Genomic DNA, 15,840 nt, shown 5'->3' with positions numbered 1-15,840 from the left:
CACTCTCGCTGACCGTCAGCAGACCACGGTCGTGGGGCATGGGCCGAGCGCCAGTCCCTCGGACCACCGGGGCAGGAGCCGCTGCCCTGGGACTTTTCTGGGACTTTCGGCCGCATCAAGGGGCACGGGCGTGAAACAGTCGAAAGGTCGTTCGCGCAGGTCAGCGCCCCGCGACCACCCATCGGGTCAGGTCACGACTTCCTCTGGTCTCTTCCGGGACATCTGAGCGACGAATGCCGCCGGCCCCCTTCCGACCTGCGTTGGTGCGGGTCTGGAAGGGGGCCGGCGGCCTCCCTGGGACTTCTCTGAAACTTTCGGCACTTTCGGCCGAGAGCGAGTTGCTGCCGGGAGGCCGGCGGCTGCGCGAAGACCGCGTCGCCGCGTCGACGGCTGCGCTGCCACGCGCACCCGCGCGAGGCAGGAAGTGCGCGCTCCACCGGGTTCACTGCCGCCTCATGGCTCACACCCGCCGATGTCGGCCGGCGCAAGCCATGAACCTGCCGGTCTCAGCCTCACCCGCTCAGCAGTAGCGCTCTTCCGCTCGGGCGAAACCGTCGCTGTACCCATGGCTGTAGCCACGGGTGTAGTCGCTGTTGCCGGAGCTGTAACCCCGATGTCCCCTGTGCATCCGGCAGTCGTCCCGAGCGTCCTGGTATCCGTCCCGGAATCCGTCGCGGAATCCCCGTCGGTAGTCGCGCTGGTTCTCGACCGCACTGGCGTGGGTCTGGCTCGGCGTTGCCGCTGCTGCCACCGCCGGCTGCAGGCCAAGCGGTGCGAGGGCGAGGATGAGGGCCGAGCCCGCAACGGCAGATCGCTTGCAGAGCCTTGCGTTCATGACCGTACCCCTTTGCAACATAGGTCACATCGGCCACTTCCACCGTAGTAGCCCATATGGGTCTCGCAACTTGCTGACATCGGCGCCAGATGCACATCCGCTCCACGGTGTGTGGGCCGACGGCCGTGTACGCGGTCTCCCAACGGCTGGTCGGCATCGCACGTCACCCGTGATCGACCTGATGAGGATGAGAACGGACCTCGGCCGAAATGCTCAGGTCCGGGGCCATTTCTCATGTTCAGCTCCGCCGCCCGCACGACTACGAGACGCGTGTCCGACTGTCGCCGAGGACGTCCGCGGCCGCTGCGCGGAGGCCTTTCACGGCCTGGTACAGCAGGTGCTCGCGCTCAGCGGCGAGCGCGGGGTCCGCGGCCTTACGGGATGTGTCACCCGCATGGGCATCACGCACCATCCGCCGCACGACCTCGGCCAGGTCGTCGGCCGCATGCACCGCACGGTAGAGCGCCTCCACCACGGACCGCGGACCTTCGAGGATGACGAACTCGGCAGCCCGGTGAACGCCGCGGACCTGGGCGTCGAAACGCTCCGTCTTCTCGTCGACTTCCCGCAAGTCCGGTGAGTCCCCCCGCAGCGTGTCGCGCACCGCGTCCAGGGCGACATCGCGGTCGTACACCGCGGCCAGGTAGTTCGCGTAGGCGTCGCGGCGATGCTGCCGGCGCCACTGGGCGAACTGCGAGCGCGCCGCCACGCGCCCGGTGACCATCGCGGAGCCGAGGGTAGCGAGTGAGCCCACGGCGGTGCCGAGCAATGCAGCCAGTCCAGCGTCCATGAACTCATTCTGCCGACGGCCAGATCTTGGTTGTCCGGCAACCTGGGCGGCTGCGGCTGCCGTTCCCCGTCCGCGCGAGAACGACAGCGACCCCTCCCCGGGCTTCAGCGGCCGGTGGACGACGACGGTGCCGCCGCCGCGGCCCGGTGCGTCTCGACGAAACCCGCCATCCGCAGTGCGGCGATCGCTCCCGGAGAGTCGCCCGGGACACTCCCAGGCACTCGGCCAGGATCCGCTCGGTCGGCGGCGCCGGACCACGCGGATACCCGCCCAGCCTGATCGCGGTCGCCGACTGCTCCACGCACGACTCGAAAGCGTGGTGGGAACGCACCGGCCGCAGCAGGCTCTTTCCCGGATCGGGGTCCATCGCATGCCCGAGGGGGGCCGCGGGCGTCACGACGTCACAGTTCCCCCAGGTTGTCACGGCTGGTCATGAAGTGCTTACGGCCGCCCGCGTACCACGACACCAGCGCGAACAGACCGACCACCGCCACCGCGATCGGCGCGTAGTTGAAGCTGTCGACGTTGACCGGCCGGGTCGGCGGCAGCACGAACAGCACGCAGATGATCACGACCCACACGATCGCGACCCAGCCGACCAGGCTGCTCCACTTGCCCAGGTGCCACGGCCCCGGAACGAACTCGTTGCCGCGCAGACGACGCAACAGCACCGGCGTGACATAGGCGATGTAAAGGCCGATCACCGCGATCGAGGTCACCGCCAGATATGCCGTGGTGTTGAACAGCGCCGGCAGCGTCAGGAGCGCCGAGAGCGCCACGCAGAACCAGATCGAGTTCGTGGGCGTCCCGGTGCGCGGGTTGACCTTCGCCCAGATCCGCGACCCCGGAAGGGCGTTGTCGCGCGAGAACGCGTAGCTCATCCGGGAGTTGGCCGTCACCGAGGCCATCCCGCAGAAGAACTGCGCAGCACAGACGATGAACAGCAGGAACTTCGCCGTGGCCGGACTGTTCAGCGAGTCCAGGAAGACCTGCGCCGGCGGCAGCCCCGTACTCGACGCGGCCAGCTTGTCCAGTCCCGCGGAACTCTTGTCCTGGATCGACGCGGTGATGGAGAAGAGCAGGATGAAACCGCCGATGACCGAGATCACCACGCTCATCACGATCCCGCGCGGCGCGCTGCGGGCCGCTCCCCTGGTCTCCTCCGCCACGTGGGCCGACGCGTCGTACCCGGTGTAGGTGTACTGCGCCATCAGCAGGCCCATGAGGAAGACGTAGATTCCGGAGGTCCAGCCGGTGGCGTTGTGCCAGCCCGTCAGCGTCCACCCGGCGGACTGGTGGTGCTCGGGCAGCGCCCACAGCACGGCGACGATGACCAGGACGCCCACCACGTGCCACCAGGCGGAGACGTTCGACAGGAAGGCGACGAGCTTCACGCCGAACGTGTTGAGAAGCGCGTGCACAAGAATGATCGCGAGGAACAGCAGGAACGTACCGCCGGCGGTCACCTCGACGCCCCAGACGAGGTTCATGAACGCCATCCAGGTCGTGGCGCACCCGAAGTCGATCGCGGCAGTCACCGCGACCTCGCCCATGAAGTTGAACCAGCCCACGAACCAGGCCCAGGCACGCTTGTTGTTCCTGGCGAGCTCACCGGCCCAGAAGTAGAGACCCCCCGCGGTGGGGTAGCGCGAACACACCTCGGCCATGGCCAGCGCCACACACGTCACGAAGACACCGACCACCGCCCAGCCGAGCACGATGGTCGACGGACCACCCGACTTCAGCGCGATCCCGTACGACGTGATGCAGCCCGCCAGGATCGAAATGATCGAGAACGATACGGCAAAATTCGAGAACGCGGACATACCGCGATGAAGTTCCTGCTTGTAGCCCATCTCTGCGAGACGGGCAGCATCCTCGTCCAGCTCTATCTCTGGCTGGACTTCCTCTTGCGCAGCCATCCGCGACTCCTCATCGACGAGGGACGACGGCGAACAAAGTGGCGTACGACACACCGATTGTCAATGGCCTGATCTCAAACCATTCCAGGTCGCGACACACGACACGCCGGCTCGAGCGGGCCACCGGGGGGATTTCCGTTTGCGCGGGCCCTGCCGACGCGCCGGACCGGGACCCTGCAGCAGTGCGCGACGGGCCGTAACCCGGCCCGGGCCGGTCGGCCGCTTCGACGCACCCACCGGGACGGGCTCCGCGAGGTCATCGAACTGGCGGCAGCCGAGTCAGGTCCAGCGGGCGGGGCCGGCAAGGGCGCTGCGGCCCGCCGTCGCCGCCCGTCGGAGTCCGCTCAGTCGGTGCGCATTCGCCGTCCGGCGGGCACGGTCTCCGCGCCTCTGCCCAGAGCTCGTTCCTCCGCGTCCGCCAGCCAGAAGAAGACGGGCGGCAGGCCGAGTTCGATCACCGTCAGCGGGATCTGGAACCATTGCGGCCAGCCGTGAAGGGCGAGCGAGAGCAGGCGCCCCGCGCCACCCAGCAGAAAGACACCGGCCAGCCACCGCACCGCCCACGCCGGTACGGGCCGCTGCCGAGCGGCCCAGAGCCAGGCCAGCCCGTAGCCGACGAAGCTCGCCCCCATGAACCGGCCCCAGCTGTCGACGGTCGTCCCGGCGGAACCTGCGCCGGGGATCGCCGCGTTGCCGAGTGTCACATGAACTGCACCGATCAGCACGCAGGCCCAGCCCATCAGATGCGTGAGTGCCCGCAGAGCCACCAGGCCCGCCGCGTCGTCGGGACCACGGCCGCGCTCAAGGCCGGCCGGGCCGCCTGAACCGCGCGGAACGCCGGACCTGCCGGGGGGCGCGTGGACAGCCGGCCGCTCAGGACTGCCGAAGCGCTGCTCGATGACCTTCAGGCAGGACCGGTGGCCCGCCTCGGGGTCCTCCGACTGTTCCCCGGGGTCGTCGAGGGACAGTCCCGCGGCGGTGAGGTCCGCTTCCAGGGCCGCGCAGAGGTCCGGGTCGTCGTCGGAGACTCCGTCGAAGCCACACGAGGAGTCCTGGTGCAGGTTGAAGAAGCAGACGGTGCGGCCGTCGTGCTGGTGGGCGTCCCGCGAGGCCCCGGGCGATGACCACGCTGTGGCCGGTCCGGCCGATGACGTTCGGCTCGGCGAGCCAGGTGATTCCGTCGGACATGCCGATCGTGGCCCCGGAGGCCCGGAGTCCGCCGACTCCGGCACGATCACTCCTCCGGGGCCACACCGTGGTCCATGCCGGTGTCAGGGCGCGATCTCCTTCGACACCCGCTCGCCGGAGGCGATCGCGCCGTCGAGGAAGCCGTAGTCGTCCAGGGACGTGTGCTCACCGGCGAAGTGCACGTTGCCCTCGGCGCCGGGCTGGGCACCCCACAGGGTCGTGTACTGGCCGACCCGGGGGCAGCTGTAGGCACCCTTGGACCAGGGGTTGAGGTACCAGACGTCGCGGTACGCCTTGCCGTTGTACGCGGCCGTGACACCGGGGAAGATCGGCTCCGTCTGGGACAGGAAGGTGCTGACCTGCGCCGCCGGGGCGGTGTCGAAGGCGGCTCCCGTCCAGCCGGTGGTCACGGCGGAGCCGGCCGGGAACTGGCACAGGATGCCCTGGGGCAGCGCCTGGCCCACGGTGTCGTCCCAGACCGTCTGCAGGGTGTCGGGGTTGGTGTAGGCGACGCCGCCGTATTTCTGCGCCACCCACGGCCGGTTGGCGAACTGCACGTGGAGCTTGGCGTTGGTGCCCAGATCGAGCTGCTGGATCGCCTGTGTCTTCAGCGTGGAGAACCCGGCCTTGGCGAGGTCGCAGTCCCTCAGTGTGGTGAAGGGCAACGCCAGGACCACCTTGTCGGCGGTCACGTCGAAGACGGTCGGGCCGTCGCTGAACGTGCAGGTGACCGTCCCGTCGGCGTTGGACCGGAGCGCGGTGAGCTTCTTCCCGTACTGCACCGTGCCGGACGGCAGTTGGCCGATCATCCCGGAGACGAGCTGGTCGTTGCCGCCGACGATCGAGTACTTCTCGTCGTCGCCGGCGAGCGGGGCGAGGGAGCCCGGTGTGTTCCAGCCCAGCAGGTAGATCAGATTGAGGGCGGACTGCCGGCCGGGGTCGAGGCCGTACTCGGAGAGCACGTTGGACCGCATGAGCTTGGCGAACCGGCTGCCGAGGCCGCCGGGGACGTTGGCGGCCAGCCACTCGTCGACCGTCATCAGGTCCAGTTGGCGTCCGCGCGCGGTGTACTTGTCGTAGGTCTGCGGATAGGGAGCGGCGGCCAGTTCGGCGGCGAACTTCGGCTGCACCGCCTTCCAGTCGGCGTTGGCCTCCTTGGTGCTGTAGAGCGCACCGTCGATCCAGTACTTGTCCCCGTAGGGTGACGTGTTGCCGCCGTTGACGGCCCGCAGGGTCAGGCCGAGCGAGGCCGCCAGGTTGCGGGCGGCGGTGTGGTCGGTGTTGATGAAGGCGCCGCCGTGTTCGACGACATGGCCCGCGTCGAAGAAGCCGCGCAGGCTCCAGCACCGGCCGCCGGCACGGGTGTTGCCCTCGTAGACCGTGGCGGCGATGCCCTTCCTGCGGTACAGGTCGTGGGCGGCCCGCAGCCCGGCCAGGCCGGCTCCGACGACGACCACTCTGGGTGCGGTGGCGGCGTTGGCCGCGGGGGCCTGGAGCAGCGAGCGGACACCGAGCCCGCCGGCCGCGGCGACCGCCAGGCCGCCCGCGGCACCGCGCAGGAACTGCCTGCGGCTCGCGCCCTCGGCAGCGGCGGCGGCCCGCCTGCCCTGGATCTCCTCCACCGGCACGCCGGTGCGTGCCGCTTCCTGGTGTGCCGAGAACATCGCGCGCATGTGCGCGCTGAGACGGGTGCGACCCTGAAAACGTGCCATGCCGAAGTCCTTGCCTTTGAGGGGGAGCGGTGAGCGGCGGCTGCGGCGCACGGACCCGCCGGTCTGGGGACGCGTGGGGGGTTGGGACGCGCGTGACACCGTGCGTGCGGCACGGCTGGGGACGGGATGCGGCGGGAAGTCGGGCGAGCGAGGCTCTCGGCGGCCGGACGGTCACGGCAGCGAGAGGTTCAGCGGCGGGGTGCTTCCCTCACCTCGTCGTGGGGCGGGGCCCCGTCGGTACCGGCTGCGGATGCGTCGGGGGGTGCCGGGGCGGCGCGGTCCTGGACGCGGCGGCGGTACTCCCACAGCACGGCCGCGGCGGCCAGTACTCCCAGGGCGATGGCCAGTTCCCTGAAGCCGCCGTAGCCGGTGATGGAGAAGCCGGTGGCGCCGACGACCAGGATGACCGCCAGCAGTGCGGTGAGGAACCAGGCCAGCGGCACGAAGAAGTCGGGGAGCCGGATCGGGCGGGCCAGATCGGGGCGGTCCCGGCGCAGCAACGCGAACCCGGAGATCGCCAGGATGTGGGTCAGGATGTAGCCCAGGTTGCCGGTGACGATGATCGCCAGCGGCGTCTTGAGCACCACCAGCACGATCACGTTGACGACCAGGGCGACGGTGAGCGCGCGAGCCGGTACGCCGCGCCGGTTGAGCACACCTACCTGACGGACCGTCACCCCCTGTCGACCCATGTCGTACAGCACCCGCGAGCCGTCGGCCAGCCCGGTGATCATGATGAGCAGCAGTGAGGCGATGAGGAACACGATCATCAGGTCCGCGGCGCCGCCGACCAGGTCGCGGAAGGCGCCGACGTAGAAGGCGGTGGGGTCCTCGCCGATCTTCTTCTCGCCGACGTAGCCGGAGAGCGCCAGTGGCAGCAGGATGAAGACGCCGAGGCAGAACAGCACCCCCGCGCGAAGCGCCCGGGAGGTGTCCCGCACGGTCTCCTTGTACTCGGGGGCGAAGGTCGCGCACACCTCCACGCCGAAGGAGGTCCAGGCCATGATGTACAGCCACACCAGGGCCTCGCGGAGCCCGCTCGTGCCGTGCAGGTTCCAGTGCAGGCCGGCCGTGCTCCAGTCACCGGAGAGGAACGGCCCCACGATGAAGACCGAGAGCGGGACCAGCAGGATCCCGCCGGTCACGTAGACCACCCACATCGCCGCGTGCAGGCCGTACATCGCCGCCGCGTACAGCAGTCCCATGACGACGAGCCCCACCACGATCGGCAGACTCAGCTCCCCCACGCCCAGGTCGAGCGTCCAGGTCTGGCCGGGGAACCACTGCGCCTGCACCAGGGAGCCGATGATCCCCGCGTACACCGACAGGGCGGTCGTCCAGGGAAGCCAGTAGCCGACGCCGGCCAGGGCCCCGACGACGGGGGCGCGGCTGCGCCATCCCTCGGTGGCGTAGTGCGCGATACCGCCCGAGGAGTCGGGAAACATCGCGGCCATCTCGGTGTAGATCCAGTTCGTGGCGGTGGCCAGCACCATGGACACCGTCCACAGGGCGATGGCGCCCCATGCGCCGAGCCCCCCGATGGAGGCCCCCAGGGACGCGATGAGCGCGGCCGGCATCGTCAGTGACATGGCGAAGCCGTCGTACCAGCGCATCTTCTTGGCAAGGGCGGGTTGCTCGGACATGGGTGTCTCCTTCGGGCGGAGAGCGGTGACAGAGCGGGGGAAGAGCGGAGCGAGGAGAGCCGGGAGGACGGAACGGGGGAGAGAGCGGGGAGGCCTACCCGGGGCTGGGCCCTGGCCTATGAGCCCCGCACCGTAGGGCCACCGATTTCGCAGTGTCAATGGCTTGAGCCTGCTGATTCAGCAATCAACTGGCCTTTGGATTGCGGGTTCCAGCCTATTGACAGCCTTTCATTGCCCACCCGATGGTGTGGACACCACTCCCCTCTGCGCTCTCCCCGTCACGACCAGAAGGGTTCTTCATGTCTGCCGTGCACCCGTTCTTCGTCAACGGCGACTATGCCGACAGCACAGGTACCGAGACCTACGACGTCGTCAGCCCGGTGACCGGCGCGCACATCGGCACCGTCCCGCTCCCCTCCGCCACGGACCTGGACGCCGCCGTGAAGGCCGCGAACGAGGCGCAACAGGCCTGGGCGAGGGTCAACGTCTGGCAGCGAGCGGAGATCTGTCACCGCGTCGGCGACGCGCTGTCCGCCCGGGTGCAGGAACTGGCCCGCCTGCAGACGCTGGAGCAGGGCAAGCCGCTCGCCGAGTCGGTCGCCGACGTCGAGGAGGCGGCGCAGCTGTTCCATCTGCACGCCGAGGACGCGGTGCGGCTGCACGGCGAGACCATGCCGTCGACGGACCCCACCAAGCGGATGTGGACCTTCTACCGGCCGGTCGGCACCTGGGGCATCATCACGCCCTGGAACTTCCCGCTGCTGATGCTCGCCGAGTTCGTCGCCCCCGGCCTGGCCACCGGCAACGCGCACGTCGTCAAACCGCCGGCGAACACCCCGCTGACCGTGCTGAAGGCCATGGAGGCGATGGTCGAGGCGGGGGTCCCGGCGGGCCTGGTGAACGTCCTGCCCGGCGAGGGTGCGGCCGGGGACATGCTGGTGCGCCACCCCGGTGTCGACGCCATCGGTTTCATCGGCTCCTCGGCGACCGGCGCGAAGGTCGCGGCCGCCGCCGGGCTCAAGCGCTCCCTCATGGAGTGCTCGGGCAACGGCCCGCTGGTGGTACTCGCCGACGCCGATCTGGACGCGGCGGCCCGCGCCGCGGTGTACGGCGCGTACCTGTGCTCCGGGCAGGTGTGCTGTGCCACGGAGCGGGTGGTCGTACACGCCGACGCGCACGACGGCTTCGTCGAGGCCGTGCTCCGCGCCGCCGAGAACGTCGTGCTCGGCGACCCGTTCGACGCGGCGACGAACCTCGGGCCGCTCAACAATGAGGGTGTCGCGGCCAAGATGGACCGGCACATGGCCGACGCCGGGGAGCGCGGTGCGCGGATTCTGCTCGGCGGGCAGCGCCGCTCCGGCCAACCCACCGATCTTTATTACGAGTTCACCGTGGTGGACGGGGTTCCCGAGGACAGCCTGCTGTCCCGCGAGGAGTCCTTCGGGCCGGTCGTGCCGATCATCACCGGCGGCAGCGACGACGAGCTGCTGAGGATCGCCAACGACGACGCACTCGGCCTCCAGGGCGCGGTGTTCACGCAGAGCATGGCCTCGGCGTACCGGTTCGTCGAGGAGTTGGCCGTCGGTCAGGTCGTCGTCAACGACAGCACCTGCTTCTGGGACGTCAACATGCCGTTCGGCGGTGCGGGCAACCGCGGCACCGGCTGGGGCCGGATCGGCGGCAAGCACACGCTGCTCGACATGTCCGACCTGCGTACGGGCGTCATGAGCCTCTGATCGGGCTGGTGACCCGCCGCTCCACGGGGCTCCGTACCCTGGACCGCCCGGACCCGGTGGCCGTCCCCGTGCCGAGGGACCGCCACCGGCCCGGTCCACACCTTGGTCGCGACCTCCGGAGCAGCCGTATGTCCACCCCGAGCCCGCTCGACGACATCGACCGGCGCATCATCGCCATCCTGCAGACCGACGGACGTCGCGCCTACAGTCTGATCGCCTCGGACGTGGGCATCCCGGCCTCCTCCGTGCGCTATCGGGTGCAGCGGCTGAAGGACGCCGGGATCCTGCAGGTGGTGGGCATCGCCAACCCGCTGACCATCGGGTTCGACCGGCTGGCGATGATCGGCATCCGGGTACGGCCCGGTACCGCCCCGTCGGTCTGCCGGGCGCTGCGGGAGCTTCCCGAGACGGCGTACGTCATCATGACCGCGGGCGGATTCGACATCATGGCCGAGGTGATCTGCCGGGACACGGCTCACTTCACCGACCTGATGACGCGGCGCCTCCATCTGATCGACGGGATCGTCGCCACGGAATCCTTCTTCGTGCTGGAGGTGCACAAGCTGGCGTACGGGTGGGGCGTCGGCGAGGTGGAGACCTCCGTCCTCGACGCCCCGGGTCCTCCCGACGACGCCGGCATCGACCAGCGGGCCGACCGCTGACCGCCCCGTCGCCGCACGCCCGGCTGCCCGGCACCGCCGGGGTGCCGGGCAGCCGGGCGGAGGCTCAGTCCGCGACGAGCATCACGTTCCGGTGGTGCGCGGCGTGGAAGTGCGGCAGCGGCAGACCGCTGTGCGGTCGCAGTTCCACGAGGACGGCCTCGACGCGGGCCGGGCCGGGCGTGAGCCGCCTCGGCGTCACGGTGCCGGAGGCCCGCCAGTGGTGGTGGGCGCCGTCGCACACGGCGCGGGTGCCGCCGATGCCGTAGTGGGTGGCCGAGGGATCCTGGCTGATGGCGGCACCGACGAAGACCGGGCCGTTGCCGTCGAAGCAGCGGTAGGTGCCGGAGACGGTGACGGTGCCGTTCACCGACACGCGGGCCGTCCGGTCGATGGTCACGTTGTCGCCCGGAGCGGCGGTGGCGGGCGCGCTCAGCACGAGCACGGTGGCCGCGGCCGCGCCCAGGGCGCCGAGTACGGGACGCAGGGGCATGGGGAAGAAACCTCCCGGGTGGCTGGAACAGGAGCTCCCACTCGTACCCGGCGCCCTCGGCGGTGGCCGTGACCCTCACTCTCCGGCGGCGCGTGCCCGTCGACCACTTGGCCGACACCGCCTGATCAGCCGTCGCCCAGCACCGCGAAGCCGTCGAGCTCGACCAGGGCTCGCTCGTCCCAGAGCCGTACGATCCCGACCACCGCCATCGCGGGATAGTCGCGGCCTGCCAACCGGCGCCATACGCGGCCGAGTTCGGCGGCGTGCACGCGGTAGGCCGCGACATCCGTCGTGTACACGGTGACCCGGGCCAGGTCCGACGCGGTGCCGCCGGCCGCCGCGAGCGCGGTCAGCAGGTTGGTCAGCGCCCGCTCGAACTGCTCGGGCAGGGTCTCGCCGACCACCTTTCCGTCGGTGTCGAGTGCCGTCTGGCCCGCCAGGAACACCAGCCGTGAGCCGGTCGCGACCACCGCGTGCGAGAAGCCGGTGGGCGGGGACAGAGCGGGTGGGTTGACGCGGTCGGCGGTCACAGGGCCTCCCCGGGCGTACGCAGCTCGACGACGGTCACGGGGTCTCCCCCGGCGGGCAGGGCTCGACGGTCACGGGGTCTCCCCCGGCGGGCACGGCTCGACGGTCGCACGGCCTCCCCCGGCGGGCACGGCTCGACGGTCGCACGGCCTCCCCCGGCGGGCACGGCTCGACGGTCACACGGCCTCCCCCGGCGGGCACGGCTCGACGGTCACACGGCCTCCCCCGGCGGGCACGGCTCGACGATCGCACGGCCTCCTCCGAGTGGCGCGGCTCGACGGTCACAATGCCTCGCCGGGCTCGCGCAACCCCGCGTACAGCTCCTTCGCGATGATCCCCCGCTGCACCTCACTCGCTCCCTCGTAGACCCGCGGAGCCCGCACCTCGCGGTAGAGGTGTTCGAGCAGGTGGCCGCGGCGCAGGGCGCGGGCGCCGTGGAGCTGGACGGCGGTGTCGACGACGAACTGCGCGGTCTCGGTGGCGAGCAGCTTCGCCATGGCGGCGCGTCCGCGAACGCCGGGGGCTCCGTCGTCGTACGCCGTCGCCGCCGCGTACACCATCAGGCGGGCCGCCTCCGTGCGCAGGGCCATCTCGGCGACCTGGTGGGCGACCGTCTGGAGGTCCCTCAGCTTGCCGCCGAAGGCGTCCCGGCGGGCGGTGTGGGTGAGGGTGGCGTCGAGCGCCGCCTGCGCCATGCCCACGGCGAAGGCGCCGACGCTGGGGCGGAACAGGTTGAGGGTGCCCATGGCCACCCGGAAGCCGCGGTCCCTCTCACCGACCACGTCCTCGGCCGTGACGGGGACGCCGTCGAAGCCGAGCGTGCCGATGGGGTGCGGCGAGAGCATCTCCAGCGCGGTTCCGGTGAGCCCGGGGCGGTCGGCGGGCACCAGGAACGCGGTCACGCCACGGGAGCCCGCGTCCGGTGTCGTACGCGCGAAGACGGTGTAGAAGTCGGCCTCGGGGGCGTTGGAGATCCAGCACTTCTCGCCGGTGAGCCGCCAGCGGGAGGGGCCGTCCGGATGGGCCGCCAGCGCCAGCGCCGCCGCGTCCGAGCCCGCGCCCGGCTCGCTGAGGGCGAAGGCCGCGACCGCGCTTCCGTCCGTCACGCGAGGCAGCCAGCGGGCGCGCTGGGCGGGGGTGCCGTGGGCGTGGACGGGGTGGGCGCCGAGGCCCTGGAGGGCAAGGGCGGTCTCGGCCTCCGTGCAGGCGTGGGCCAGGGACTCCCGCATGAGGCACAGATCGAGGGCGCCGGAGGTGAACAGGCGCTCCAGCAGGCCGAGTCGGCCCAGCTCGACGAGGAGCGCGCGGTTGACGTGGCCCGGCTCGCCCTTCTCGGCGAGCGGGCGCAGCCGGTCGGCGGCCAGGGCGCGCAACTCGGCGCACCAGGCCGCCTGTTCCGGTTCGATCGAGAATGCGGGCATTCGCCGGTCTCCTCTCTCCCGGTCGACCGGAGGACGATCCACCGTATCGCGTACAGTTGACTGTCGTCACCAACACGATACGCTCCTTGTGCGTGCCCACCACGACAAGGGGGCGAACCGGCCATGGACACCTTGGACTCCGGCAGGGGCGGCACCGCGCGGCCGACGGCCTCGGCGCACGTGGACACCTTCGCGCGCGACCACCTGCCACCCCCGGACCAGTGGCCCGAGCTCCGCTTCGACCTTCCGGAACTGCGCTACCCGGACCGGCTCAACTGCGCCGCCGAACTGCTGGACCGCACCGACGCCGGGCGCCCGGTGTTCCGTACCGCCGACGGCCGGACGTGGACCTACGGCGATCTGCGTGCCCGCGTCGACCGCATCGCGCACGTGCTGACCGGCGACCTCGGGGTGGTCCCCGGCAACCGGGTACTGCTGCGCGGCCCCACCACCCCCTGGCTGGCGGCCTGTTGGCTGGCCGTGCTCAAGGCGGGCGCGGTCGCCGTCACCGTGCTGGCCCAGCAGCGCCCGCACGAGCTGAGCACGATCTGCGAGATCGCCCGGGTCCGGCACGCGCTGTGCGACGTCCGGGCCGTGGACGACCTGGCCAAGGCGGGGATACCGGGGCTCGCCGTCACGACGTACGGGGGTGACGCCCCCGACGACCTGCTGCGCCGTCCGGCGCCCGGCACGCCGTACCCGGCCGTGGACACCGCCGCCGACGACGTCGCGCTCATCGCGTTCACCTCGGGCACCACCGGGCGGCCCAAGGGCTGCGTCCACTTCCACCGGGACGTGCTGGCCATCGCGGACACCTTCTCCCGCCATGTGCTCAGACCGCACGCGGACGACGTGTTCGCGGGCAGTCCCCCGCTCGGTTTCACCTTCGGGCTCGGCGGGCTCGTGGTCTTCCCGATGCGCGCCGGCGCCTGCGCGCTCCTGCTCGAACAGGCCCATCCACGGCAGTTGTTGCCCGCGATCGCCGAGCACCGGGTGTCCGTGCTGTTCACCGCCCCCACCGCGTACCGCGCGATGCTCGGCGCGCTCGACTCCCACGACGTCTCCTCGCTACGGCGCTGTGTGTCCGCCGGGGAGAACCTGCCCGCGGCCACCTGGCACGCCTGGCACGAGCGGACCGGACTGCGCATCGTCAACGGCATCGGCGCCACCGAGCTGCTGCACATCTTCATCTCGGCGGCGGACGGGGACATCCGGCCCGGCACGACCGGAGTGCCCGTACCGGGGTGGCACGCGCGCGTGCAGGACGAGCGCGGCGAGCCGGTGCCGGACGGGGTGCCGGGCCTGCTCGCCGTCCAGGGACCGGTCGGCTGCCGCTACCTCGCCGACCCGCGGCAGCGCGTGTACGTGCGGGACGGCTGGAACGTCACCGGGGACACCTACGTCCGCGAGGCGGACGGCTACTTCCGATACGTCGCCCGCGCCGACGACATGATCATCTCGGCCGGGTACAACATCGCCGGTCCGGAGGTCGAGGACGCCCTGCTGCGCCACCCCGACGTGGTGGAGGCGGCGGTCGTCGGGCGGCCCGACGAGGACCGCGGGCAGGTCGTGGTCGCCTACGCCGTCCTCAGGCAGGGCGCGCCGCGGGACGCGGAGGCGCTGCGCGTGCACCTCAAGTCGGAGCTGGCCCCGTACAAGTGTCCGCGCGAGATCGTCTTCCTGGACGTGCTGCCGCGCACGGCCACCGGCAAGCTCCAGCGGTTCCGGCTGCGTGCCGACGGCGTCCAGGGGTGACGCCGCACGGCGGTGACGGCGCGCACGCGACGATGCTCGGCGGTGACGGCCCTCAGCGGCGTCGGTGACCAGCAGTGATGCCGAAGACCTAAAATGATCAACGTGTCCGAGCAGCAGGCGCTACACGCCCCGAGGTCCCTCATCGTCACGCTCTACGGCGCCTACGGCCGCTTCGCGCCAGGCCCGGTGCCCGTCGCCGAGCTGATCCGGCTGCTGGCCGCCGTGGGGGTGGACGCGCCGTCCGTGCGTTCCTCGGTGTCGCGGCTCAAGCGGCGCGGGCTGCTGCTGCCCGCCCGCACCCCGCAGGGCGCGGCGGGATACGAACTGTCCGCGGAGGCACGGCAGTTGCTCGACGACGGCGACCGCCGCATCTATGCCACGGCGCACCCCGGCGACGAGGACTGGGTGCTCGCCGTGTTCTCCGTGCCGGAGTCGGAGCGCAACAAGCGGCACGTGCTGCGCTCCCGGCTGGCCGGGCTCGGCTTCGGCACGGCGGCGCCCGGCGTGTGGATCGCCCCGGCCCGCCTGTACGAGGAGACCCGGCACACGCTGCGGCGGCTGGACCTCGACCCGTACGTGGACTTCTTCCGCGGCGAGCACCTGGGCTTCACGCCGACCGCTCAGGCGGTCGGACGGTGGTGGGACCTGGCGGCGATCGCCGAGCAGCACGAGGCGTTCCTCGACCGGCACGCGCGCGTCCTGCGCGCCTGGGAGAAGCGCGCGGACACCCCGCCGGAGGAGGCCTACCGCGACTACCTCCTCGCCCTGGACTCCTGGCGCCATCTGCCCTACGCCGACCCGGGCCTGCCCGCGCGGCTGCTGCCCGCCGACTGGCCCGGCTCCCGCTCGGCCGCCGTCTTCCAGGGGCTGCACGAGCGGCTGCGGGACACGGGCGCCGAGTTCGCAGGGCTCTGACGCCGGTCAACCATCCAACGTCAGGCGGAGATTGGGCGCGTCCGCGCCCCGTCGGCTGCCCGCCCGATAGGGCGCCGGTCAACTACCCAGGCGAGGCTTGGGCGCGTCGTACGGTCCGCCCGGCTGCCCGCCCAATAAGGAACCGCTCAACCGCCCAGCACCAGGCGGGGCTTGAACGCACCCCCACGGCCCGCCCTCGCGCGGACGGCAGCCGCCCACCCCGGTGAGGGGCCGGTCAACCGC

At 71.3% G+C, this 15,840-nt stretch carries 13 protein-coding genes; 4 read left to right on the top strand and 9 right to left on the bottom strand.

Annotated elements, in window-relative coordinates:
- Positions 1 to 520 precede the first annotated feature (520 nt).
- The 6 genes from ACWC91_RS09910 to ACWC91_RS09885 form a co-directional block, all read right to left on the bottom strand.
- Positions 521 to 835 carry a hypothetical protein gene (locus ACWC91_RS09910; RefSeq protein WP_225075785.1) on the bottom strand — a complete coding sequence of 105 codons (315 nt, stop codon included), beginning with the start codon at positions 833 to 835 and terminating at the stop codon, positions 521 to 523.
- A gap of 259 nt (positions 836 to 1,094) precedes the next feature.
- Positions 1,095 to 1,625: a proline dehydrogenase gene (locus ACWC91_RS09905; protein WP_450640852.1), complete on the bottom strand. Its 531-nt coding sequence runs from the start codon at positions 1,623 to 1,625 to the stop codon at positions 1,095 to 1,097.
- 401 nt (positions 1,626 to 2,026) lie between these two features.
- Positions 2,027 to 3,547, bottom strand: a complete 1,521-nt coding sequence (locus tag ACWC91_RS09900) for an amino acid permease (protein WP_376499353.1) — start codon at positions 3,545 to 3,547, stop codon at positions 2,027 to 2,029.
- A gap of 344 nt (positions 3,548 to 3,891) precedes the next feature.
- The gene (locus ACWC91_RS09895) at positions 3,892 to 4,317 is read right to left on the bottom strand and encodes a DUF4345 domain-containing protein (protein WP_263637772.1); all 426 of its coding nucleotides are present in this window, start codon (positions 4,315 to 4,317) and stop codon (positions 3,892 to 3,894) included.
- Between the two features lie 501 nt (positions 4,318 to 4,818).
- Positions 4,819 to 6,447: a flavin monoamine oxidase family protein gene (locus ACWC91_RS09890; RefSeq protein WP_225075789.1), complete on the bottom strand. Its 1,629-nt coding sequence runs from the start codon at positions 6,445 to 6,447 to the stop codon at positions 4,819 to 4,821.
- 188 nt (positions 6,448 to 6,635) lie between these two features.
- The gene (locus ACWC91_RS09885) at positions 6,636 to 8,090 is read right to left on the bottom strand and encodes an APC family permease (protein ID WP_450640851.1); all 1,455 of its coding nucleotides are present in this window, start codon (positions 8,088 to 8,090) and stop codon (positions 6,636 to 6,638) included.
- 299 nt (positions 8,091 to 8,389) lie between these two features.
- On the opposite strand from ACWC91_RS09885, the gene ACWC91_RS09880 reads away from it, so the two are divergent.
- Together ACWC91_RS09880 and ACWC91_RS09875 are read left to right on the top strand one after the other, a co-directional pair.
- A complete protein-coding gene (locus ACWC91_RS09880; protein WP_225075791.1) occupies positions 8,390 to 9,826 on the top strand; it encodes an aldehyde dehydrogenase family protein in 1,437 nt (478 codons plus the stop codon).
- Between the two features lie 128 nt (positions 9,827 to 9,954).
- Positions 9,955 to 10,488, top strand: coding sequence for an Lrp/AsnC family transcriptional regulator (locus ACWC91_RS09875; RefSeq protein ID WP_141357369.1), 534 nt, complete (start codon positions 9,955 to 9,957; stop codon positions 10,486 to 10,488).
- A 64-nt stretch (positions 10,489 to 10,552) separates the two neighbouring features.
- Here ACWC91_RS09875 and ACWC91_RS09870 read toward each other — a convergent pair whose 3' ends face one another.
- From ACWC91_RS09870 to ACWC91_RS09860, 3 genes are all read right to left on the bottom strand, one after another.
- On the bottom strand, positions 10,553 to 10,978 hold the full coding sequence (locus ACWC91_RS09870; protein WP_281154350.1) for a DUF6299 family protein: 426 nt from the start codon (positions 10,976 to 10,978) through the stop codon (positions 10,553 to 10,555).
- A 125-nt stretch (positions 10,979 to 11,103) separates the two neighbouring features.
- Entirely contained in the window at positions 11,104 to 11,508 is a 405-nt protein-coding gene (locus ACWC91_RS09865; RefSeq protein ID WP_225075793.1) for a RidA family protein, read from the bottom strand.
- 279 nt (positions 11,509 to 11,787) lie between these two features.
- Complete coding sequence (locus tag ACWC91_RS09860; protein ID WP_450642670.1) at positions 11,788 to 12,927, bottom strand: acyl-CoA dehydrogenase family protein; 1,140 nt, start codon at positions 12,925 to 12,927, stop codon at positions 11,788 to 11,790.
- 60 nt (positions 12,928 to 12,987) lie between these two features.
- On the opposite strand from ACWC91_RS09860, the gene ACWC91_RS09855 reads away from it, so the two are divergent.
- Both ACWC91_RS09855 and ACWC91_RS09850 read left to right on the top strand, forming a co-directional pair.
- Positions 12,988 to 14,682, top strand: a complete 1,695-nt coding sequence (locus tag ACWC91_RS09855) for an AMP-binding protein (RefSeq protein WP_376499535.1) — start codon at positions 12,988 to 12,990, stop codon at positions 14,680 to 14,682.
- Between the two features lie 93 nt (positions 14,683 to 14,775).
- Positions 14,776 to 15,597 carry a PaaX family transcriptional regulator gene (locus ACWC91_RS09850; RefSeq protein WP_376499342.1) on the top strand — a complete coding sequence of 274 codons (822 nt, stop codon included), beginning with the start codon at positions 14,776 to 14,778 and terminating at the stop codon, positions 15,595 to 15,597.
- Positions 15,598 to 15,840: the final 243 nt, after the last annotated feature.

The organism is Streptomyces sp. NPDC001204, from assembly GCF_053598035.1.
Note: the sequence above shows the minus strand (reverse complement) of the source record. Positions and strands in the feature narration are given on the sequence as shown.

Coding starts and splice junctions, on each gene's coding strand:
- ACWC91_RS09910 (WP_225075785.1), bottom strand. CDS start 835: ATGAACGCAAGGCTCTGCAAGCGATCTGCCGTTGCGGGCTCGGCCCTC.
- ACWC91_RS09905 (WP_450640852.1), bottom strand. CDS start 1,625: ATGGACGCTGGACTGGCTGCATTGCTCGGCACCGCCGTGGGCTCACTC.
- ACWC91_RS09900 (WP_376499353.1), bottom strand. CDS start 3,547: ATGGCTGCGCAAGAGGAAGTCCAGCCAGAGATAGAGCTGGACGAGGAT.
- ACWC91_RS09890 (WP_225075789.1), bottom strand. CDS start 6,447: ATGGCACGTTTTCAGGGTCGCACCCGTCTCAGCGCGCACATGCGCGCG.
- ACWC91_RS09885 (WP_450640851.1), bottom strand. CDS start 8,090: ATGTCCGAGCAACCCGCCCTTGCCAAGAAGATGCGCTGGTACGACGGC.
- ACWC91_RS09880 (WP_225075791.1), top strand. CDS start 8,390: ATGTCTGCCGTGCACCCGTTCTTCGTCAACGGCGACTATGCCGACAGC.
- ACWC91_RS09875 (WP_141357369.1), top strand. CDS start 9,955: ATGTCCACCCCGAGCCCGCTCGACGACATCGACCGGCGCATCATCGCC.
- ACWC91_RS09870 (WP_281154350.1), bottom strand. CDS start 10,978: ATGCCCCTGCGTCCCGTACTCGGCGCCCTGGGCGCGGCCGCGGCCACC.
- ACWC91_RS09860 (WP_450642670.1), bottom strand. CDS start 12,927: ATGCCCGCATTCTCGATCGAACCGGAACAGGCGGCCTGGTGCGCCGAG.
- ACWC91_RS09850 (WP_376499342.1), top strand. CDS start 14,776: ATGATCAACGTGTCCGAGCAGCAGGCGCTACACGCCCCGAGGTCCCTC.